21 protein-coding genes and 1 other RNA gene are annotated in these 19,026 nt (G+C 56.6%); 12 read left to right on the forward strand and 10 right to left on the reverse strand.

The window, feature by feature from the left end; translation table 11 throughout:
• Positions 1-19: 19 nt before the first annotated feature.
• On the reverse strand, positions 20-391 hold the full coding sequence (locus ACR0MP_RS09645) for a helix-turn-helix domain-containing protein (RefSeq protein WP_170343628.1): 372 nt from the start codon (positions 389-391) through the stop codon (positions 20-22).
• 337 nt (positions 392-728) lie between these two features.
• Between ACR0MP_RS09645 and ACR0MP_RS09650 the strand changes: the two genes are divergently transcribed.
• On the forward strand, positions 729-1,697 hold the full coding sequence (locus ACR0MP_RS09650; RefSeq protein ID WP_170401579.1) for an NADPH:quinone oxidoreductase family protein: 969 nt from the start codon (positions 729-731) through the stop codon (positions 1,695-1,697).
• Here the strand turns inward: ACR0MP_RS09650 and ACR0MP_RS09655 are convergent.
• Positions 1,681-2,559, reverse strand: coding sequence for a LysR family transcriptional regulator (locus tag ACR0MP_RS09655; RefSeq protein WP_170401582.1), 879 nt, complete (start codon positions 2,557-2,559; stop codon positions 1,681-1,683). The genes ACR0MP_RS09650 and ACR0MP_RS09655 overlap by 17 nt on opposite strands.
• Positions 2,560-2,686: 127 nt before the next feature.
• Here ACR0MP_RS09655 and ACR0MP_RS09660 point away from each other — a divergent pair, with 127 nt between their 5' ends.
• The 8 genes from ACR0MP_RS09660 to ACR0MP_RS09695 all read left to right on the forward strand — a co-directional run bounded on the left by ACR0MP_RS09660 (position 2,687) and on the right by ACR0MP_RS09695 (position 11,595).
• Positions 2,687-2,905: a YjiS-like domain-containing protein gene (locus ACR0MP_RS09660; protein ID WP_170401585.1), complete on the forward strand. Its 219-nt coding sequence runs from the start codon at positions 2,687-2,689 to the stop codon at positions 2,903-2,905.
• A 195-nt stretch (positions 2,906-3,100) separates the two neighbouring features.
• Positions 3,101-3,838 carry a Bax inhibitor-1/YccA family protein gene (locus tag ACR0MP_RS09665; protein ID WP_010441904.1) on the forward strand — a complete coding sequence of 246 codons (738 nt, stop codon included), beginning with the start codon at positions 3,101-3,103 and terminating at the stop codon, positions 3,836-3,838.
• A gap of 519 nt (positions 3,839-4,357) precedes the next feature.
• Entirely contained in the window at positions 4,358-5,437 is a 1,080-nt protein-coding gene (locus ACR0MP_RS09670; protein ID WP_480893736.1) for a LacI family DNA-binding transcriptional regulator, read from the forward strand.
• A complete protein-coding gene (locus ACR0MP_RS09675; RefSeq protein WP_170392204.1) occupies positions 5,434-6,789 on the forward strand; it encodes an extracellular solute-binding protein in 1,356 nt (451 codons plus the stop codon). Before ACR0MP_RS09670 ends, ACR0MP_RS09675 begins: the two co-directional genes overlap by 4 nt.
• A gap of 57 nt (positions 6,790-6,846) precedes the next feature.
• On the forward strand, positions 6,847-8,079 hold the full coding sequence (locus ACR0MP_RS09680; RefSeq protein WP_170401591.1) for a carbohydrate ABC transporter permease: 1,233 nt from the start codon (positions 6,847-6,849) through the stop codon (positions 8,077-8,079).
• A complete protein-coding gene (locus ACR0MP_RS09685) occupies positions 8,079-9,287 on the forward strand; it encodes a carbohydrate ABC transporter permease (protein WP_170401594.1) in 1,209 nt (402 codons plus the stop codon). Before ACR0MP_RS09680 ends, ACR0MP_RS09685 begins: the two co-directional genes overlap by 1 nt.
• A gap of 5 nt (positions 9,288-9,292) precedes the next feature.
• Positions 9,293-10,540, forward strand: a complete 1,248-nt coding sequence (locus ACR0MP_RS09690) for an MGH1-like glycoside hydrolase domain-containing protein (protein WP_480459619.1) — start codon at positions 9,293-9,295, stop codon at positions 10,538-10,540.
• Positions 10,540-11,595 (forward strand): sn-glycerol-3-phosphate ABC transporter ATP-binding protein UgpC, encoded by a 1,056-nt coding sequence (locus ACR0MP_RS09695; RefSeq protein ID WP_170401600.1) that lies wholly within the window; start codon positions 10,540-10,542, stop codon positions 11,593-11,595. Before ACR0MP_RS09690 ends, ACR0MP_RS09695 begins: the two co-directional genes overlap by 1 nt.
• A 294-nt stretch (positions 11,596-11,889) precedes the next feature.
• On the opposite strand, the gene ACR0MP_RS09700 is transcribed toward ACR0MP_RS09695, so the two are convergent.
• Both ACR0MP_RS09700 and rpmG read right to left on the reverse strand, forming a co-directional pair.
• The gene (locus tag ACR0MP_RS09700; protein ID WP_170392214.1) at positions 11,890-12,396 is read right to left on the reverse strand and encodes a membrane lipoprotein lipid attachment site-containing protein; all 507 of its coding nucleotides are present in this window, start codon (positions 12,394-12,396) and stop codon (positions 11,890-11,892) included.
• A 207-nt stretch (positions 12,397-12,603) separates the two neighbouring features.
• Positions 12,604-12,771 carry a 50S ribosomal protein L33 gene (gene rpmG / locus ACR0MP_RS09705; protein WP_010441901.1) on the reverse strand — a complete coding sequence of 56 codons (168 nt, stop codon included), beginning with the start codon at positions 12,769-12,771 and terminating at the stop codon, positions 12,604-12,606.
• 380 nt (positions 12,772-13,151) lie between these two features.
• Here rpmG and ACR0MP_RS09710 point away from each other — a divergent pair, with 380 nt between their 5' ends.
• Positions 13,152-13,484 (forward strand): GYD domain-containing protein, encoded by a 333-nt coding sequence (locus tag ACR0MP_RS09710; protein WP_170392216.1) that lies wholly within the window; start codon positions 13,152-13,154, stop codon positions 13,482-13,484.
• A gap of 6 nt (positions 13,485-13,490) precedes the next feature.
• Here ACR0MP_RS09710 and rnpB read toward each other — a convergent pair.
• The 5 genes from rnpB to gatC all read right to left on the reverse strand — a co-directional run bounded on the left by rnpB (position 13,491) and on the right by gatC (position 17,188).
• Positions 13,491-13,884: RNase P RNA component class A (gene rnpB / locus ACR0MP_RS09715), an RNA gene on the reverse strand.
• Between the two features lie 124 nt (positions 13,885-14,008).
• Complete coding sequence (locus ACR0MP_RS09720; protein ID WP_480614877.1) at positions 14,009-14,680, reverse strand: N-acetylmuramoyl-L-alanine amidase; 672 nt, start codon at positions 14,678-14,680, stop codon at positions 14,009-14,011.
• A complete protein-coding gene (locus tag ACR0MP_RS09725) occupies positions 14,664-15,368 on the reverse strand; it encodes a hypothetical protein (RefSeq protein ID WP_480886473.1) in 705 nt (234 codons plus the stop codon). The genes ACR0MP_RS09720 and ACR0MP_RS09725 overlap by 17 nt, the downstream gene beginning before the upstream one ends.
• Before the next feature lie 41 nt (positions 15,369-15,409).
• A complete protein-coding gene (gatA, locus tag ACR0MP_RS09730) occupies positions 15,410-16,897 on the reverse strand; it encodes an Asp-tRNA(Asn)/Glu-tRNA(Gln) amidotransferase subunit GatA (protein ID WP_170401608.1) in 1,488 nt (495 codons plus the stop codon).
• A 3-nt stretch (positions 16,898-16,900) separates the two neighbouring features.
• Positions 16,901-17,188 carry an Asp-tRNA(Asn)/Glu-tRNA(Gln) amidotransferase subunit GatC gene (gatC, locus tag ACR0MP_RS09735; RefSeq protein ID WP_170392224.1) on the reverse strand — a complete coding sequence of 96 codons (288 nt, stop codon included), beginning with the start codon at positions 17,186-17,188 and terminating at the stop codon, positions 16,901-16,903.
• A 224-nt stretch (positions 17,189-17,412) separates the two neighbouring features.
• On the opposite strand from gatC, the gene ACR0MP_RS09740 reads away from it, so the two are divergent.
• Positions 17,413-17,571, forward strand: coding sequence for a hypothetical protein (locus ACR0MP_RS09740; RefSeq protein WP_170401611.1), 159 nt, complete (start codon positions 17,413-17,415; stop codon positions 17,569-17,571).
• A gap of 154 nt (positions 17,572-17,725) precedes the next feature.
• Positions 17,726-18,289: a DUF4202 domain-containing protein gene (locus ACR0MP_RS09745; RefSeq protein ID WP_170735527.1), complete on the forward strand. Its 564-nt coding sequence runs from the start codon at positions 17,726-17,728 to the stop codon at positions 18,287-18,289.
• Between the two features lie 30 nt (positions 18,290-18,319).
• Here the strand turns inward: ACR0MP_RS09745 and ACR0MP_RS09750 are convergent, their stop codons facing one another.
• Positions 18,320-19,003 (reverse strand): ceramidase domain-containing protein, encoded by a 684-nt coding sequence (locus ACR0MP_RS09750; protein WP_170735529.1) that lies wholly within the window; start codon positions 19,001-19,003, stop codon positions 18,320-18,322.
• Positions 19,004-19,026: the final 23 nt, after the last annotated feature.

The following is a 19,026-nucleotide window of genomic DNA, read 5'->3' on the forward strand; positions in this document are numbered from 1 at the left end:
GCGAAGTCAAGCGCTTGTATCAGGCGACGTCGCTCAGCACGCGTGCCAGTTCAAACAGGCGGCGACGCTGGTTTTCCGGGATCGCATAATACGAGCGAACAAGATCAAGCGCTTCTTTATCACCCATCAAATCCGCAGGAACCGATTTCTTGTCTGCATCCGACTTCTGAGCCTCTTCAAGACCCTCGAAGAAAAAGCTGACGGGAACATCCAAAGCTTCGGCAATGTCCCACAAACGCGATGCGCTTATCCGGTTGGCCCCTGTTTCGTATTTTTGGATTTGTTGAAACTTGATACCAACTTGCTGCGCCAACTGCTGCTGAGTCATGCCAATCAGCCAGCGGCGATGCCGGACGCGTTTGCCCACATGGACATCGACGTGATGGGTCATTGGTAGTCTCCTTTACACAAACACCTGTCCGGGAAACCGCGACAGCAGCCATCGCCGCTTAGTTAGCGGGTCGCTGCTTAAGAACTCCCTAATTCGGATCGTGCCCCCCGAACAGCACCATAGTACAATATTGCCGCAATCCGTTATTTTTTCAAGCTGGTTGAATCAGAGAATTCGAACAGTGGTTTGTGGTTGTACGGCCAACATAGAGATTGATAGTTTCTAAATGGGAAACAGTTGATCCACCCTATTCAGTTTAACGCTGTTAAGATTGCGAATGGAATTGACAAACGGTCAAGCCAAACGGCCTATGGCGACAAAAGAGCGGAGACCAATGATGCAGGCATTTCGTATCGAGACCAAAGGGGCACCCGCTCAGCTATGCGAAACACGCGAAGCACCGCTGCAAGAGAACCAAGTTCGTATCGCAATCCGCGCCTGCGGCCTGAACTTTGCAGACCTTCTGATGCAGAAAGGAACGTATCAAGACACCCCCGAAGCACCGTTTACGCTGGGCATGGAGATTGCAGGGATTGTCACCGAAATTGGAAACAATGCTACGCATTTGAAGTTGGGCGATCGTGTTGCAGTCTATTCAGGTCAAGGCGGCCTGGCCGAATCAGGCGTTTTTGATGCGGACCGGGCAATTCCCCTTCCAGATTCCATGAGTTTCGAAGACGCGGCCGCAATCCAAATTGCCTATGGCACCAGCCATATTGCTCTTGCGCACCGGGCGCGACTGCAACCGGGCGAGACCCTACTGGTCACCGGTGCTGCCGGTGGCGTGGGATTGACCGCAGTTGAAATCGGAAAACTGATGGGTGCGACAGTCATCGCCCAAGCCCGCGGGCAGGACAAATTGGCCGTGGCACAAAAAGCTGGTGCAGACCATTTGCTTGACGCAAGCGAAGACCTGCGCGACCGCGTTCTCGCTCTGGGTGGTGCTGACGTGGTCTACGATGCGATTGGTGGAGATGTCTTCAAGGCCGCCTTCCGCGCGACCAACCCGGAAGGCCGCTTGTTACCGATCGGATTTGCGGCAGGTGAGGTGCCCCAGATCCCGGCCAACCATCTATTGGTCAAGAACCTGACCGTGATCGGCGTATATATCGGCGGCTATCTGAATTTCAGACCCGAGATCGTGCGCGACAGCTTCAGCACCTTGTTCCGCTGGCATTCTGAGGGCCGGATAAAGCCTCATATCAGCCACGTCCTGCCCTTGCAGGATGCAGCAAAAGGTTTGGAACTGCTGCGCGATCGCAAATCCACTGGCAAGGTGGTGATCCGCATCAACTCGCCACTTTAAGCGGCTGCGCCGTTGGATGATTGAAATTTTGGCGCAGTAGGTTCGCAAGCTCTGATACGTATTCCTCACGTACCCGCTCGGCACCATAGAGGTTGATGAACTGCACAGGCAGATCCGGCAGAACCCCGGCATGGTCAATCAGTTCCTGATGGCTGGGCTGGGTGCCTTCCAGCAAAACTCCCACAGCCAGATCAGCGCTGACGGTGGCTTCAACGGTGCGGTCGGAATCGCTGTCGATGCTCATATCCCATTCGATTCCCGCATCATCCAGCGCCGCTGTCGCGACTGGGCGAAAAATGCAATTCCGGCAAAACCCCAGCCGCAAAGGCTTTTGGCGCCAGGCAGATCCGTTCAGCGCGCCAACCCAACGCAAAGGCATATGGTGCAGGGTTTCGGCACCTTCGCCCGCACCCGATTCCGTAGTCACAATCAGATCGAAGCTTCCGCGTGCGAACTCTTCTTTCAAGTGCCGCGTGTTGGAAGTGACCAAGTTTACGCTGACCCGAGGAAAGCTGGCATTGAAACGCTTCAACACGCGCGGGATGAACGGATGAACGACGTCATGCGGTACGCCTAGCACGACCTCGCCCTCAAACGCCTGATCCGTCAGCCGCCCGATTACCTCATCATTCAACGCAATTATCCGCCGCGCATAAGCCAGCAACTGCTCTCCGGACGCCGTTAGCGCGATGGTTCGACCGGATCGATCCAGTAATTCCAGGCCCAAAAGCTCTTCCAGCCGTTTTAGCTGCATAGAGACCGCAGATTGCGTGAGGTGAAGAAATCCAGCGGCACGCGTCACGCCACCATGATCAGCAACAGCTACGAAAGACCGCAATGTAGTGATGTCCAGATTTCGCATGTTCAAGATTCCTTATGAGACTCGTCATAAACATTCATTTCCAAAATATGTCAGACTGCTCCATATAGATCAAGGAAATTGATTGAAACGCCACGTTTCATCAGACAATCAGGAAAGGGCAATACTCATGACCCATATAGCCATCTCAACCCCTCGTCGCATCAAGCGTAAGGCAATTGGCGACCGGATACTTGACCTGCTTAGCCTCGCTCGTCAGCGTCGCGAACTCGCCCAGCTTGATGATGATGCACTGAATGACATCGGCGTTTCACGCAAAGACGCGCGTAACGAAGCAGAGCGCCCGTTCTGGGACGCGCCCGACAGCTGGCACAAACATCTGTATTAATTCGAAAATACCGGCGGCTTGAGGGATTTGGCGACCAAGCCGCCGGTTTTTTGGCGACAGTTGCAAAAATTGCCGACAGTTTTGCTGAGTTTCAGGCTTAAAACCCTTGAAACGAGGGCCACACTCTCCGATATTTACCGGGAAACCGGCTCGCATCCGTGGGCTGCGAACAGAATATTGAAGGGAGACCCCTATATGGCACAATTCGACACGATCCGGACGGCGTCCGGCGCGCGCGCTGCCGAGATAGACGAGGGCCTGCGCGCCCATATGAACAAAGTATACGGCACGATGTCCGTAGGCATGCTGATCACATTTGCCGTGGCATGGGCCGTGGGCTCGAGCCCGCAACTGCTGTCGATCTTCCGTGATCCGGTCACGCTGAGCCCCAATATCCTGGGCTGGATCGTGATGTTTGCACCTTTGGCGATGGTGTTTGGCTTTGGCGCCGCCATCAACCGCCTCTCGGCGTCCGGCGCACAGCTGTTCTTTTATGCATTTGCAGCCGTGATGGGCCTGTCGCTGAGCTGGATTTTCGTAGCATTCACCGGCATCTCGATCGCGCAGGTATTCCTTGTGACTTCGATCGCGTTTGCAGGTCTTTCGCTGTACGGTTATGTGACCAAGAAAGACCTGTCCGGCATGGGTACTTTCCTGATGATGGGCGTTATCGGCCTGATCGTCGCGATGGTTATCAACATCTTCCTGCAGTCGCCTGCGATCATGTTCGCAGTGTCGATCCTGGGTGTGCTGATCTTTGCCGGCCTGACCGCCTATGACACGCAGAAGATCAAAACCACCTATCTGCAGATGGCTCATGCGGGCGATCAGGAATGGCTTGGCAAAGCGGCGATCATGGGTGCATTGAACTTGTATCTGGACTTCATCAACATGTTCATGTTCCTGCTGCAACTTCTGGGCAACAGAGAATAAAACCGCTTCCAACAGAATACAGAAAGCCCCGCTTGGCACTCCGCTAAGCGGGGTTTTTTTATGTTGCTCTTCAAAAGCCCATACCAAGCCTTGGTGAAATCGCATGATGTTCCGACCAGTTTCTTTTGCCTCCACAAATTTTACACGCCCTCATAGCCGGATAGTCGCCCGTATTTACGCATAGTTCTCATGCTCGACTCACCGATTCCCATCAAAGCTCGGCGAACAATGATCAGCGTGCAGTTACTGTAGCAGTTGGCAGTCATCCTTCTTGGCGCAACCCTAATTTTGCACCACTCTGAAAGCCGCATTTGCAAGTTAGCATGTGCGTTCATCAGCGCCTTTCGCCATTGGTACGTTCGTGTACTTGGTCGATCCAATCAAAGAATTTCATAATTTTGGTTGCCGAAACCGGTTTCGGAGAAAACAAATAGAAGAATGATGACGAATCCAAGTCTCCAGCAACCGCAGTCTCGCCCCCGGAGTCATTCTGGCCCCGGCAGGGTAAAACTGGATCAATTGGCCGATCATCTTGGGCTTTCTAAGAGCACGGTGTCCCGCGCCCTGAATGGATATACCGACATCTCGGAATCCACGAGAAAGCGCGTTCAAACCACCGCGCGAAAGATGGGCTATCGCCCACTCAGCCATGCGCAGGCGATACGAACCGGGCGGGTGCGCGCCATTGCCATGGTCATCAACAGCGAAGAACCAGACCGGCATAACCCATTTCTTCAGGACTTTCTGGCCGGAGCATGCGAAGCGGCGAGCGCATCCGACTGGACGATGACGATTTCTACGGCGAAGTCCGAAAAAGATATGCTTGATGTATTGGGGCGGCTTGTCGAAGAGCGCAAAGCCGATGGATTCATTCTGCCCCGGACCGAGGTCGACGATGCGAGGGTGAAATACCTGCAAGAGTTGAAGGTTCCCTTCATCATGTATGGCCGCACGGGGTATGGGCAGGCGGACTGGCAGGATGAGACATCCTGGTTCGACATTTCGGGTGAATCTGCAACCCGTGATGCGGTCGGTCGGCTCGTCGATTTTGGCCATACGCGTATCGGCTATGTCGGTAGCGATCCGAAATTCAACTACAGCCATCTGCGCCGTGACGGTTATCTTGAAGGTCTCAAGATCGCGGCCTTGCCTGCCGATCCCGAGTTGATCCGGGAAGGTGCTCGTACGCGCGAGGAGGGTGCGGTTGAGGCACGCGCGCTTTTGACGCTGAATCACCCACCTACTGCAATAGTGTTTGCAACGGATCTGGCTGCGCTGGGGTGTTACTCGGTCTGTACAGAACTGGGCCTCGAGGTCGGGCAAGATGTATCAATTCTGGGATATGACGGCATCCCTGAATGCCAATATGTCAGCCCTGGTCTCACCACGTTCAGCGTCGATTCTAAGCGGGCCGGAGAACGCCTTGCGACGATGCTGATCAGTCAGACTCGCGGTGAAGCGCCCGCAGATCTGCGTGAGATTAGTGAGGCCGTTCTGATCGAACGCAATTCCGACGGGCCACCAAGCGTTACAGCCAAGGAACTGGCCCGAAAAATTCAACTTTCAAAAGATCATAACCGGGGAGGAAACCGACTATGAAACTTGCACCTTTAGCATCGCGAATGATGCTTGGAACATCGCTTGCGCTAGTATTGGCGGCGACGTCAGCTCAGGCGGATACGATCCGCTTCTGGACCACCGAAGAACAGCCCGAGCGGCTGGCCAAGCAACAGGAAATGGCTGACCAGTTCAAGGCTGAAACCGGCACCACGGTCGAGGTTATCCCGGTCACCGAAAGTGATCTGGGTACACGCGCCACAGCAGCATTTGCCGCCGGAGACCTGCCAGATGTGGTCTATCATCCGCTGCAATATGCCCTGCCATGGGCTGAAGCGGGCATTCTGGACACCGAAGCCGCCACCGAAGTGATCGAAGAACTGGGCGCCGACACCTTCGCCCCCGGCGCGCTTGGTATGGCGGCGTTCAATGACGAAACCGCGTCGGTACCGGTCGATGGATGGACCCAAATGGTTGTCTACCGCAAAGACCTGTTTGATGAAGCTGGCCTTGAGGCCCCGAACTCATTCGCCAACGTCGTTGCTGCGCTGGAGCAGTTGCACAACCCGCCCGAGATGTACGGTTTCGTTGCTGCAACCAAAGTTGATGAAAACTTCATGAGTCAGGTTTTGGAGCATGTGTTCCTCGCCAATGGCGTGACCCCTGTTGGCGCGGACGGCTTCCAGCCGCTGGATGAAGCCAAGACCATAGAGGTATTGGATTTCTACAAGGCGATCTCGAAAGCCTCGCCCCCGGGTGAGCTATTCTGGAAACAATCGCGCGAGCTGTATTTTGATGGCAAAGCAGCGATGATCATCTGGTCGCCCTTCATCCTTGACGAACTGGCCGGTCTGCGCGACAGCGCCCCGCCGACGATCAACGATGATCCGACCTCGCGCGATCTGGCCTCGAAGACTGGTATCGTCACTAACTTCTCGGGCCCATCGAACCCGGATGGCGCGGCTTGGGGTGACGTTCGTTACTTTGGCATCACCAACGACGCCGACACCGACGCGGCGATGGAGTTCGTGAAATTCGCCATGGACGACGGCTATACTCAAACACTGGCCATCGCACCCGAGGGCAAGTTTCCGGTCCGTCGCGGTAATGCTGACAACCCGACCGCGTTCTCGGAAGCATGGGCAGAGCTGCCTGTTGGCGTGGACCGCAAAGCCCCGTTGGGCGAGCTGTATGATCAGGCGATGATCGATGAGATCGTCGGCGGTCTGGACGTGGCGCAGCGCTGGGGCGTTGCTGAAGGCCAGCTGGCTTTGGCGTCCAAAATGATCAACAGCCAGGCAATTAACCGGGTCGTGCGCCAATATATCGACGATGAAATCGATGCCGCCGCTGCAGTGGCCGCAATGAACGACGAGCTCGCGAAGGTTCAGTAACCTTGTGACACATGCAGCGGCGATTACGCCGCTGCACCCAACCCTTCGAGGTATCCCATGTCTTCGGCCACCCCACCGACCGGAACCGGGGCGCTAGCCAAACGCGAGGCGCGTCTGGCCTGGACGCTGCTGGCTCCGACAGTGATCAGTGTATCGCTTGTGGTGATCCTGCCCTTGCTGGCGATCTTCTGGATCAGCTTCAAGCCCTTCACCCTGTCTGACCTTCGTCCGCCTGCACCTGTGGTGCGTGAAAGCCTGCGCGGATCGGGAGACGATCTGCGGATTGAATACCGCGTCCGCAACTCAAGTCAGGACATCGCCGTTGTCGGCGTCACCCTGACAGATGTTCTACCGGACGGCGTGACGGCGCGCGAAGTTGCAAGTCCCTGTGTTCTGGACGGGCAAAACCTGTTCTGCGATTTCGGCACACTGGAAGGCGGTCAACGCGAACGCATCCGTATTCCAGTCACTTTGAACGGAGATCCGGACGCTTTCGAAGAGCTGCTCGAAGGATCAGAGCCCGGCGTGACCGGGAGCGGACCCAGCGTCCTGACCAACCTTGAATTCAGTCTGGAAAACTACGCCCGTGTCTTTGATGGAGACGAGTTCTGGGGCGTGCTGTGGGTCACGTTGTTCTACACCGTGGTCGGCACCATTGGAGCTTTGGTGATGGGCCTGTTTGCAGCATTGTTACTGAATAAAAGCTTCAAGGGACAAGGGTTCATACGCGGCCTCTATCTGTTCCCCTATGTGGCGCCAGTCATCGCTGTGGCCTTCACATGGGTCACCTTGTTCGACCCGTTCTCGGGTTCTGCCAACGCATTGTTGGTGCAGATGGGACTAAGCAGTGAACCGATCAACTTCTTCGGGGAACGCCCTTTGGCGCTGATCATGGTGACAGTGTTCGAGATCTGGCGCTATTTCCCGCTGTCGTTCCTGTTCATTCTGGCGCGGATGCAATCAATCGACTCCAGCATGTATGAAGCAGCAGATATGGATGGAGCCTCACCATTCCAGAAATTCTGGCTACTGAGCATCCCGCAACTGCTGGGCATCCTGTCGGTACTATTCCTGCTGCGTTTCATTTGGACGTTTAACAAGTTCGACGACATCTTCCTGCTGACCGGCGGCAATGCCGGCACCCGTACTCTGACCGTAAATGTCTATGAACAGGCCTTTGCGGTTTCGAACATCGGCGCTGGCGCAGCGGTGGCCGTTGTGATCCTGATGTGCCTGATTGCCTTCAGCTTCGTCTTCTTCCGCTTCATCAGCCGTGAGGAGGGTTTGTGATGCGCAAAGGGTATATAACCGCCTCGATTCTAGGCGCGCTCTGGCTGGTGGTGATCGCCACTACTGTCGCCATCACCATGTCATTCTCGACCGGGGCTGCGTTCCGGCCACAGGTCTTGCTCTGCTTGATATGGGGGGCTATTGCCGGTCTGGTGTATGTCCGCTTCTCGGCGCAACGCGCGCCGGCCCGACTGGGTGTTTCCGCCTTGCTAGGCCTGTCTTGCCTGACCGGATTCGGACCTGTCCTGATCGGCTCTGACACATCCTTGCAGGCAATACTGGTCACAGTGGTGGCGATGGCGGTCGTGATGCACCTATCCATGGCCGCAATCCTGAAAGAGACACCGTTCGGCGAGCTCACCCGTCACGAATACGAAGAGGCGGTAATCCGGTTCTGCACGGGCTTTGGCTACATCTTCTTCACCGCGATCGTGATCATTCCGTTCTATGTGATGGTGATGACCAGCCTGAAGTCGCAACAGGCCCTGTTACAGAACCCGCTGGATTTCTCGGTAGATCTGTCACAAGGCACCGCGCTGTTTCGCAGCTATACCGAGCTGTTTCGCGATTTCAACTTCGGCACCTATCTTTGGACCTCGCTCTACGTCTCGGTCCTGACGGTCTTTATCACCCTGCTGTTCAGCGTCCCCGGAGCCTATGCGGTGGCGCGGTTCCGTTTCTCGGGGCAAAAGGCGTTCTCACGCTCGATCCTGCTGATCTACATGGTGCCGATGATCGTTCTGGCGCTGCCGATCTATATCGCGTTCTCGCTGACTGGCTTGCGCAACTCGATACTTGGCATCGTGATGATCTACCCGGTCACGACGATCCCTGTCGCGCTGTACATGCTGCAAGGTTATTTCCGTGGCTTGCCGACTGAGGTGGAAGAGGCCGGTCTCATGGATGGGCTTTCGCGGCTGGCAGTGATTTGGAAGATTACGCTGCCGCTTAGCCTGCCTGCGCTGGCGTCGGTCTCGCTCTACGTCTTCATGATCGCTTGGAACGAGTTCCTGCTGGCCTTCATGCTGCTGGACGACCCTTCGAAATTTACCCTGACCCGAGGCGTCACGATGCTGAACTCCTCGGAAATTCCCCGACAGCATCTGATGGCCGGTGCGGTGATCGCCACCGTTCCGATCATGGCGCTGTTCCTGGGACTTGAACGTTTCATGACTAAGGGCCTGACTGCGGGGTCCGTCAAAGGATGACTGAGATGAACCAACATACAAACCCCGACCGCGAGGCGCGCAACATTCTGGTTGCCAATGATCGCGGCGGCTACACCATCCCGACCGAAGGGCTTTACCCCTATCAATGGAATTGGGACAGCGCGATTGCGGCGCTTGGTTTTGCCGAGTTCGACATTGATCGAGCCTGGGTGGAACTTGAAACACTGTTCTCGGGCCAGTGGGATGATGGAATGGTGCCGCATATCCTGTTCCACAAACAGGATGACGGATATTACCCCGGCCCGGATGTCTGGGGTGGCCACGGGCCGATCCCATCCTCAGGCATCATTCAGCCCCCGGTGGCTGCAACTGTGGCGCGGAAGATCTGGGAAAAAGATGGCGATGCAGGCGCGGACCGCGTTCGCGCGCTCTTCCCATCTCTGCTGGCGTGGCATCGCTGGATCATGAGATGGCGACTCGACGAACACGGCGCGGTCTGCACCACGCATCCGTGGGAAGCTGGTCGCGACAATGCACCGGACTGGGACAAAGCAATGGAGGGCGTAGATCCCACAGGTGTCGGAGACTACCAGCGCCGTGACACAAGCCACGTCAACAGTGCAGACCGACCGACCAAATACGACTATGACCGCTATATCAAATTGGTTCAGATCGGCTGTCAGGCCGACTGGGACCAACAGAAGTTGCTGAGCCTGAATCCCTTCCGAGTCGCAGATCCGACGATGACATTTATCACTCTGCGCGCCGCACGCGATCTGCAGGAGATCAGCGAAAGGCTTGGAATTGCTGCGGATGGACTAAGTAGTGACATTCAAAGGCTCGAAGCGGGCGCGCGATCTTTGTGGAACGAAACGCTGAGCTCGTTCGACTCGCGTGATGCGCTGACTGGTGATTGGGCCGGAAGCATCTCTAACGCGTCGTATCTTTGCTGGTTTGGTGGACTTGATTCACAGCACATGCTGGAGCGCCTGCGGGCGACGCTTGCAAAAGTACCCTTTCCAGTTCCCAGCTATGACCCCGCGATGCCCAACTTCGACCAACGCAGGTACTGGAGGGGTCCCACTTGGGGGTTCATGAATATGCTGATCGGGTTTGGATTGGCGGATATGGGGCACCTGGAAGAAGCGGAGGCACTGCGCCAGAAAACGTCGCAGCTGATCGCAACGAACGGCTTCGCTGAATACTACGATCCTCTGACCGGCAGCCCTGCCGGAGGGAATTCATTCACCTGGACAGCCGCGGTTTGGCTGCATTGGGCAGGGAGGAACTAATGGGCAGCATCGAACTAAAATCCGTCGAAAAGTGGTTTGGCTCGGCCCAGGTCATCAAAGGCGTTGACCTAATGATTGATGAAGGTGAATTCATCGTCTTCGTCGGTCCATCGGGCTGTGGAAAATCCACCCTGCTTCGCATGATCGGTGGGCTTGAAGATATCTCGCGCGGATCGCTACTAATCAACGGCAATGATGTCACGGATCACCCACCCTCCAAGCGGGGTCTGACGATGGTGTTCCAGTCCTATGCGCTTTATCCCCACCTGACGGTCGCCGAAAATATGGGGTTCTCACTTAAGGTCGCGGGTGTTCCGAAGGCCGAGATAGCAGAGCAGGTCAATAAAGCCGCCGAGGTTCTCAAGCTGGGACCTTTTCTGGAACGTCGCCCCAAGGACCTGTCCGGTGGACAGCGGCAGCGCGTTGCAATTGGTCGTTCTATCGTGCGCGACCCGACGGCGTTTCTGTTCGATGAACCGCTCTCGAATCTTGATGCAGCGCTTCGTGTCGAAATGCGTTACGAAATCGCGAAACTTCATCAGAACCTGAAGCGCACAATGATCTACGTGACGCACGATCAGGTTGAAGCGATGACATTGGCCGACCGCATCGTCGTGCTTGAGTACGGCAAGATCGCGCAAGTCGGCACACCCCGCGAACTTTACGAACGCCCTGCCAACCTGTTTGTCGCACAGTTCATTGGCAGCCCCAAAATGAACATATTGCCGTGCACGACTCAGAATGATGGCTACACTCTGGAACATGGCAGAGGCGGCGGCTTTGCACGCTCGGGTGTAGCAAGCAAACTCGGCATTCGCCCCGAACACATCGATGTTGTATCATCGGGCGATGGGCAATGTGATGGCATCATCGAGGTGATTGAGTATCTGGGGGCAGATACCTTTCTGATTGTGGATTGCGGCGCCGAAGAGAAGGTTACCGTGCGCCTGAATGGGGACACCGCTCTAAAGCCTGGGGCAAAGATCGGCCTGCATTTCCCCACCGACAAACTTCATTTCTTTGACGAGAATGGGCAGGCATTGGTAGAGCAATGAACGTGGCTTCCTATCAGTTGAGGTTAAACAGTTCTGCTGATCGGGGCTGAGTTTCACCACTGATTATTCTTTGGCGGTGAGGCGAAATAGAGAACACGCATAGCGCTTGCTTGGATGCCTACGGATGGCGGGGGCCTCTGAACTCGCGTGATCATCGTCCGGTGTGTCATATGGATTGAATGACCGCTGCTGGGTTTGGGCCCTTGTTCAGCGCCTCGTAAGACTTGCAGAAACTCTGAAACTAGAAAGCCCCCGCCAATGGCGGGGGCTTTTACTTAGATTATGTAAGCTAAATTAACGGCAGTTCAGTGGCACTGCAAAACCCGAACTGCGCTCGGACGAACCTTTGCGGTATACATCACCCGCGGGCAAGCATCCGGTAAAGCGTTCTGTTTGAGCGCCAAAGGCCGAGCCCACCGATGTATCAACTTTGGTGGAGTTGTTTTCCGTACGCAGGACGCCGAACAACTGACCGTTTACACTGACATTGCTCAGGTACAGATTGGTATCACTGCCAGTGAGCTGAACTGAATTCGCATCTGAGCGACCGCCATTATCGATTGCGACACCCGCGATCTTTTCAAGCTCGGCTTTGTCCGATGTAACCTGGACCGTTGGCAGCTTGGCCAGTTCCGCCGGGATGTTGGTTTCTGGCGGCAAAAAGGCTACGGCGCCTTTTACATCCGACACTGTGCGCGGTTCACCATCAATCCCGGTGAAACCAACACCTTCGCGGTTAAAGGGGTCTTCGCAGGCTGACAATGTCAGAACAGCAAGAGCGGGCAACAAGATTTTTTTCATGGCGGTCAACATTTTGGAAAGGGTTGCTGAAGCGTAGCGGCAGGGGATTAGAAAAAGCAAGCCGCTGAGATTCAGAACACCCAAACCTCTGATGCGCCCCTGCAACGCCCCCGCTTGGTTTAGGCCGACCAAGAGATACCCCAAAACAATACAAAAAAGGACCCTGCATGGCAGAGTCCTTCTTCAAAAAGTATGTCAGAGGGCAGATTACTTGATCTTGCCTTCTTTGTACTCGACATGCTTCCGAGCGACCGGATCGTATTTACGAATGGTCATTTTCTCGGTCATGGTGCGCGCGTTCTTCTTGGTCACGTAGAAGTGGCCCGTGCCCGCGGTCGAGTTCAGACGGATCTTGATTGTCGTCGGCTTCGCCATGGTTATCTCCTGCGTCCGAAAAGGCAGGGGCCTTTCGGTTGAATCCTTATGAGCGTGCGCTTTTAACCGCTCATGCGCCCAAGTCAACCGGATTCGCCGCGTTGGGGGAACAATTCCTGACACGGCTTCAAGAGCAGTCGATTTGGAACGCTCACGATTCTGTGATAGTGTCGCCGGAACCTTCGAAGCCCGTTTTGCGGACTTAGGTAATACCGGGCTGGATGTAAATTCCGGCAGACAACACCGCTCACAACTATAGCAACGCCCGGCTGTCTATTTGGCCGGGTCTTTTCCGGTTTGCGCGCAATCCTGCACGCGACACGGCCAAGGAGTCGGCCGCATTTAGCGCTCCGAATAAACTGCAACCAAGGGAGAGAAATATGCCTGTTTTCATTACCTATGCGTCTTATTCGCAAGATGGGGTCAAAGGAATGTTGGCAAAACCGGAAGATCGCACCGGTCCCGTCAAGGCCTTGCTTGAGAAAGCAGGCGGCAGACTGATCTCATTTTATATAACCACTGGAGGCAATGATGTCGTAGTTATCAGCGAACTGCCTGAAGGCAGTGATGCTGTGGCAATTGGCATGGCCGTCGCGGGCACGGGTGCGGTTTCGAGGATCGAGACCGTTCGCGCATGGTCGGCGCAGGAATTTGTTGCCGTCGCCGAAAAAGCTGCAGCACTTGGCGGCACCTACACACCTCCGGGCGGGTAACAGGAGATGCGCGGAGGGCCTGTAAGCCGGATCCTGTTCCAGGGTTGCCCCCTTCGATGACCATTCCTCTAGGCCGTGCATTGCTGCGCGGCTCGAGCTGCCAACCCGGTCCCTCTCGGCCAAGGCGTGCCTAGCGGCGGTATCGGTTTGCACCGACCGGCCCGCGCGGGGACCCTATTCGGCATTGCTCCCGGTGGGGCTTGCCGTGCCGCCACTGTTGCCAGCGGCGCGGTGGGCTCTTACCCCACCGTTTCACCCTTGCCACACGTGTGTGGCGGTCTGATTTCTGTGGCGCTTTCCGTCGGGTTTCCCCGCCCGGGCGTTACCCGGCACCGTTGCCTTGTGGAGTCCGGACTTTCCTCTCGGGCCTAACGACCCCAGCGGCCATCCGGCCCTCCGCGCGTGGGTTGGGTAGGCTCTGTGCGTGATGGCGTCAAGAGGGGTTGGGGTGGTGAAGGGGCCAGCCCCTTCTTGGCCTACGGCCAATTCATCCCCGAGATATTTTTGGCCAGATGAAGGGCGGATCAGGTCGATTTTGGGAGCGGACAGAGGGCTATGAGATCATCGAGGTGCAAGGGGCCTGAGGCCCACGGGCGATAGCGCAGGCGTGTGGAATTTAGGAGCGTCTTCTCGTCGCTTGTCGCTGTGTAGCCCCGGTTCTGCGCCAGCTCGCGGAAGTTGACGTTCGGTTCGAGGGCAGTACCACGCCGAGCGGCAAGGCGCTGGTGTTCCAACCTTTGCCAGTCGAACCGGGGGCCGGGGTCGGACTTGCGGCCCGGTGCCATGTCGGAATGCCCGATCACACCCTCTGGCGCGATGGTCCAACGCTGCATGAGTTCGGGCAAAAGCTGTTCCAATACACGCATTTGGGGTTCGGCAAACGGGTGGTCTCCGCCATTGTCCAGCTCGATCCCGATCGAGCGGGAGTTTATGTCGGCTTGCCCTTGCCACTCCCCTGCCCCGGCGTGCCAAGCGCGATCTTCCTCTCGGACAAGCTGCCAGAGCGCACCGTCGCGACCGATCAGGTAGTGGGCGGAGACCTCGGGACCCGGATCGCAGAGACGTTCAAGCGCCGCAGCAGCGCTCTCCATTGCAGTGTAGTGCAGCACGATCAGCTCGGGTGACAGCCCATCCCGGCGGGGGCCGAAATTGGGCGATGGGTGCCAGATGGGGGAGAGCTTAGTTGTTGACGGCACTGCGGAACGGGCTGGGGTCCCAGCCGCAGGCGTAACCGTCGCCGTCCGGATCCAGCCCTTTGCGGTCGCGCTGGGGGCCTCCATTCGACAGAAACTCAATCTGCGCCTGATCAGGAGAGGCGAACTGAGCGCAGTTGCGCTGTGCCTTGGCCTGCAGGTTAAATCCGGCTCGGCTGTACAACTGGGTACCGATGGGGTTCGAAGTGCTCAGAGCGTATTGCACAATATTGGGTTGCCCGTCAGAGCCACGCTCGGGCACGGCAGTAGGGGCGACGACCTCGTAAGACTGCCGATTCTGTTCGATACGAGCGGCGTCGGCATCGATACTGCGACGGTTTGAGACAGCCTCAAAATCCTGCTCATCAGAGATACTTGGGTTGTTTGTTGCAGTCAGAGGCGCGACGCGCGTCTCCTGACCGGACGTATTCGCCAAGGCAATGGTCGTCTGGTTGGCGATGTCAGAGGCGTCGCCTGTCGGTGCGGCACCAACAGCCCCCTGCGCCGAGAGCGGCTGTTCGGAAACCGCCTCGGGTGGCGCAAGCGGATTACCGGCAAGACCCTGCCCAGCCAGTTCGGCCTCGCGCTGCGCCTGATATTCCGGCGTATTGAAACCGGTACCCGAAACAGGGGTAACGGTATCACATGCCGCGATCAGCCCAAGGGCCGGGATCAGAAGCAATTTGCGCATTTGGCTGCTCCGGTTCCTTATTGCCGTGTCAGGATTGAGGATTACCACCATTTTCCGGGCTTGGCCACAAACCCAGCCGCGCTCTCTAGCGCGTAGGCGGTGTTGAGCAGATCGCCTTCCTCCCACGGACGGCCGATCAGCTGCAGACCTAACGGAAGGCCCTGTTTGTCCAGACCAGCAGGCACCGAAATACCGGGCAGGCCAGCGAGGTTCACTGTCACGGTGAACACATCGTTCAGGTACATCTGAACAGGATCAGCCTCGGTCATCTCGCCCAGGCCGAACGAGGCCGACGGCGTTGCCGGGGTCAGGATCGCATCAACGCCTGCGGCAAAGACATCTTCGAAGTCCTTCTTGATCAGGGTGCGGACCTTACGAGCGCGGTTGTAGTAGGCGTCATAGAAGCCTGCAGACAGCACGTAGGTGCCGATCATCACCCGGCGCTGGACCTCATGACCGAAGCCTTCGGCACGGGTCTTTTCGTACATCTCGGTGATGCCATCGCCTTGAGCCAACTGCGCTCGGCGGCCATACCGGACACCGTCATAGCGGGCGAGGTTCGACGACGCCTCGGCAGGAGCAATCACGTAATAGGCAGGCAGCGCGAATTTGGTATGCGGCAGCGAGATATCGACGATTTCGGCGCCTGCGTCTTTCAGCATAGCGGTGCCATCGGCCCAAAGCTTTTCAATCTCGGCGGGCATGCCGTCCATGCGGTATTCCTTGGGGATACCAATTTTCTTACCTTTGATATCGCCGGTCAGCATTGCCTCAAAATTCGGCACGGCCAGCTCGGCGCTGGTGGAATCCTTGGGGTCATGACCGCACATGGTTTCCAGCATGATCGCTGCGTCACGGACGTTCTTGGTCATCGGACCGGCCTGATCCAGAGAAGAGGCGAAGGCCACAATGCCCCAGCGCGAGCAACGACCATAGGTTGGCTTGATGCCGGTGATGCCGACAAAAGCAGCAGGCTGGCGGATCGAACCGCCGGTATCGGTACCGGTCGCGGCCAGACACAGGTCAGCCGAGACAGCCGAGGCTGAGCCACCGGACGAGCCGCCGGGTGTCAGCTGTGCATCGTCATTGCCGCGCCGCCACGGGCTGACCGCATTGCCGTAAACGGATGTTTCATTAGACGAACCCATCGCGAACTCGTCCATGTTCAGCTTGCCCAGCATCACAGCACCAGCATCCGCCAATTGTTGCGACACGGTGGATTCGTATTCGGGCTTGAACCCCTCGAGAATTTTCGAGGCCGCTTGCGAGGGCACGCCCTTAGTGCAAAACAGGTCCTTGATACCGATGGGCAGGCCGCACATCGAAGGCGCGTCGCCGCCTTTGATCCGCTCATCCGCCGCCTTGGCGCGCTCCAACGCGATCTCGGGCGTCTTGTGGACAAACGCGTTCAGCGCGTCGGCTTCATCAATGGCCTTCAGGCAGGCCTCGGTCAGTTCGACCGAGGTCACTTCTTTGGTACGCAGCGCGTCGCGGGCCTCGGCCAGGCCCAGTTTGTTCAGTTCGCTCATGACTTACTCCACAACCTTTGGAACAGCGAAGAACCCTTCACGCGCATCGGGGGCGTTGGATAGGACCTTGTCCTGCTGGTTTCCATCGGTGACCACGTCCTGACGACGCTTCAGGCGCATCGGCTCGACCGAGACCATCGGCTCAACGCCTTCGACATCCACTTCGTTCAGTTGCTCGATAAACCCGAGGATATTGTTGAACTCGGACGCCAGCGCAGGCAGCGCATCATCCTCGACCTTGATCCGGGCCAGTTTGGCCACCTTGGCGGCGGTGCTTTGGTCAATCGACATCGGAAACCCTCATCTACGTTAGGGGGCGTTTACCTGCCTGCCGCAACACTCGCAAGAGCGACAGGCGGCAGACGGGGATTCAAACCCAATATCGCCAGCTGCCATGCATATTTGAATGGCTGATATGCAAATAAGTAAACCGATTAGTTCAGTTTTGTCATTGAAAAAATGAACCGAACAGTTCACCTCAATATCGTGACGCAACGAGAAATCGGAGACACCTCATGAAAACCCTTCTTCCCGCCTTCATATTGTCCGCTCTGGTTCTGACCTCGCCCGCCCTGGCTTTGGGTATCGATATGAACAATCTGACCCGAAACCTTAGCTTCCCCGCGCCTGTTTCGGAGCCCGTGACGAGGGACCACACCCAGGCAGGCAAATAACCCTGACCTGCGCGCCGGATCGGTACGCCCCCTCCCGATCCGGCGCTTTTTACAATTGACTACTGCACCCATTCCAACAACTCGTTAGCATGGTCTTGGACCAAACGCCGAACCACCCGTTAGGTGCAGTTCAGGCGAGCTAACGGAGCAGAGAATGAGCACACGCAAGCAAACCGTTCTGGACGCAATTGACGCAGCAAATGCGCAAGACCCTAATATGGAGGACGGCCAGCCGGTCGAGCTGCTTTATGGCCAACGCATGAGCGCAGAGTTGAACCGACTGTTTCCCGATGCATCCGATGCCTTGCAAATTGCTGCACGTGGCCAGCACGTTGAACGCTGGAAGCTGAAGCGCACGGAATACCCCGAAGGACGCGCAGGGTATCTGGCCTGGCGTAAGGCGCAGGGCGTTTATCACGCCGATGTTGTGCAGGGGTTCATGGAACTGGCGGAATATGGCGCGGACGATATAGAAGCCGTCGGGCAAATGCTGCGCAAACAGGGGATCAAGCGCAATGCCGAGGTACAGGCGCTCGAGGACGTGATCTGTTTCGTTTTTCTGAAATGGTACTTTGAACCTTTTGCCGCCAAGCACTCCGCCGAAAAAATCCAACGCATTGTTGAAAAAACGGCTTTCAAGATGTCAGCCGAAGGCCGCGCGCGCGTATTGGCTGAATTTGATCTGCACGAGGCTTTGGCTGCTGCGTTCAGGGATTAACCAATCAGGATGATGCTTCGGTGGTTCTGATCAATGTCCTGATCCTGCAGCCACCGCAGCTCCGGCAGGTGGATTTCGGATCGCCCGCAGATAAACCTCAATCATCCAGCCCAGCATAACTGCATTCAGAATGTGCCACATAAAATGCGTCCCCGTTGGCAGATACCCGCAAATTGGAGTGTCCAGTGACCGAAAGGTGATCGAGGTGATCAGGACAGTTGCTCCTATTGTCAGCCCACGCGCAGTGTCCGGGGCTTTCCGGCGCAACAGGACCGCATAAATCAGAATCAATAGAGGGACTGGGGCGTATGCCGCCGAGCCACCAAGCCTAGGCACCAACTGGAATAGCGGGATCGTCAGCGCCACGTACGGAAAGAACATCGCGGTCAAACCCAGCGCGTATCTGTTGCTCAGCCGCCAGACATCGCGATTCACTGCGTAGATGTAAACGAGGATGTACAGCAGAATTGGCGTCACATCCAAGATCGCCGCCCAAACCTGCGCATGGGTATGGAACAGATAGCTGCCAATTCCGATCATCGCCAATATGACAACCAAAGCCATCGCCAAAGGTGCGCCCCGCCCGCGCGCCCTTTGCCACATCACAAATGCAGCAATAAGAAAGGCCGCATTGGTAATCGCGTTTATCGGCTCGGCCCAATACGCGGGTGAGAGCCTCTCACAATATCCATCAACATACTGCGTCCAATCCATAGATTTTTACATAGCCGATGCTA

The organism is Ruegeria sp. K3 (assembly GCF_056531845.1).

Excerpts from the sequence above, each read along its gene's own strand:
- ACR0MP_RS09645 (WP_170343628.1), bottom strand. The coding sequence starts at position 391 with ATGACCCATCACGTCGATGTCCATGTGGGCAAACGCGTCCGGCATCGC.
- ACR0MP_RS09650 (WP_170401579.1), top strand. The coding sequence starts at position 729 with ATGCAGGCATTTCGTATCGAGACCAAAGGGGCACCCGCTCAGCTATGC.
- ACR0MP_RS09655 (WP_170401582.1), bottom strand. The coding sequence starts at position 2,559 with ATGCGAAATCTGGACATCACTACATTGCGGTCTTTCGTAGCTGTTGCT.
- ACR0MP_RS09660 (WP_170401585.1), top strand. The coding sequence starts at position 2,687 with ATGACCCATATAGCCATCTCAACCCCTCGTCGCATCAAGCGTAAGGCA.
- ACR0MP_RS09665 (WP_010441904.1), top strand. The coding sequence starts at position 3,101 with ATGGCACAATTCGACACGATCCGGACGGCGTCCGGCGCGCGCGCTGCC.
- ACR0MP_RS09675 (WP_170392204.1), top strand. The coding sequence starts at position 5,434 with ATGAAACTTGCACCTTTAGCATCGCGAATGATGCTTGGAACATCGCTT.
- ACR0MP_RS09680 (WP_170401591.1), top strand. The coding sequence starts at position 6,847 with ATGTCTTCGGCCACCCCACCGACCGGAACCGGGGCGCTAGCCAAACGC.
- ACR0MP_RS09685 (WP_170401594.1), top strand. The coding sequence starts at position 8,079 with ATGCGCAAAGGGTATATAACCGCCTCGATTCTAGGCGCGCTCTGGCTG.
- ACR0MP_RS09690 (WP_480459619.1), top strand. The coding sequence starts at position 9,293 with ATGAACCAACATACAAACCCCGACCGCGAGGCGCGCAACATTCTGGTT.
- ACR0MP_RS09695 (WP_170401600.1), top strand. The coding sequence starts at position 10,540 with ATGGGCAGCATCGAACTAAAATCCGTCGAAAAGTGGTTTGGCTCGGCC.
- ACR0MP_RS09700 (WP_170392214.1), bottom strand. The coding sequence starts at position 12,396 with ATGAAAAAAATCTTGTTGCCCGCTCTTGCTGTTCTGACATTGTCAGCC.
- rpmG (WP_010441901.1), bottom strand. The coding sequence starts at position 12,771 with ATGGCGAAGCCGACGACAATCAAGATCCGTCTGAACTCGACCGCGGGC.
- ACR0MP_RS09710 (WP_170392216.1), top strand. The coding sequence starts at position 13,152 with ATGCCTGTTTTCATTACCTATGCGTCTTATTCGCAAGATGGGGTCAAA.
- ACR0MP_RS09725 (WP_480886473.1), bottom strand. The coding sequence starts at position 15,368 with ATGCGCAAATTGCTTCTGATCCCGGCCCTTGGGCTGATCGCGGCATGT.
- gatA (WP_170401608.1), bottom strand. The coding sequence starts at position 16,897 with ATGAGCGAACTGAACAAACTGGGCCTGGCCGAGGCCCGCGACGCGCTG.
- gatC (WP_170392224.1), bottom strand. The coding sequence starts at position 17,188 with ATGTCGATTGACCAAAGCACCGCCGCCAAGGTGGCCAAACTGGCCCGG.
- ACR0MP_RS09740 (WP_170401611.1), top strand. The coding sequence starts at position 17,413 with ATGAAAACCCTTCTTCCCGCCTTCATATTGTCCGCTCTGGTTCTGACC.
- ACR0MP_RS09745 (WP_170735527.1), top strand. The coding sequence starts at position 17,726 with ATGAGCACACGCAAGCAAACCGTTCTGGACGCAATTGACGCAGCAAAT.
- ACR0MP_RS09750 (WP_170735529.1), bottom strand. The coding sequence starts at position 19,003 with ATGGATTGGACGCAGTATGTTGATGGATATTGTGAGAGGCTCTCACCC.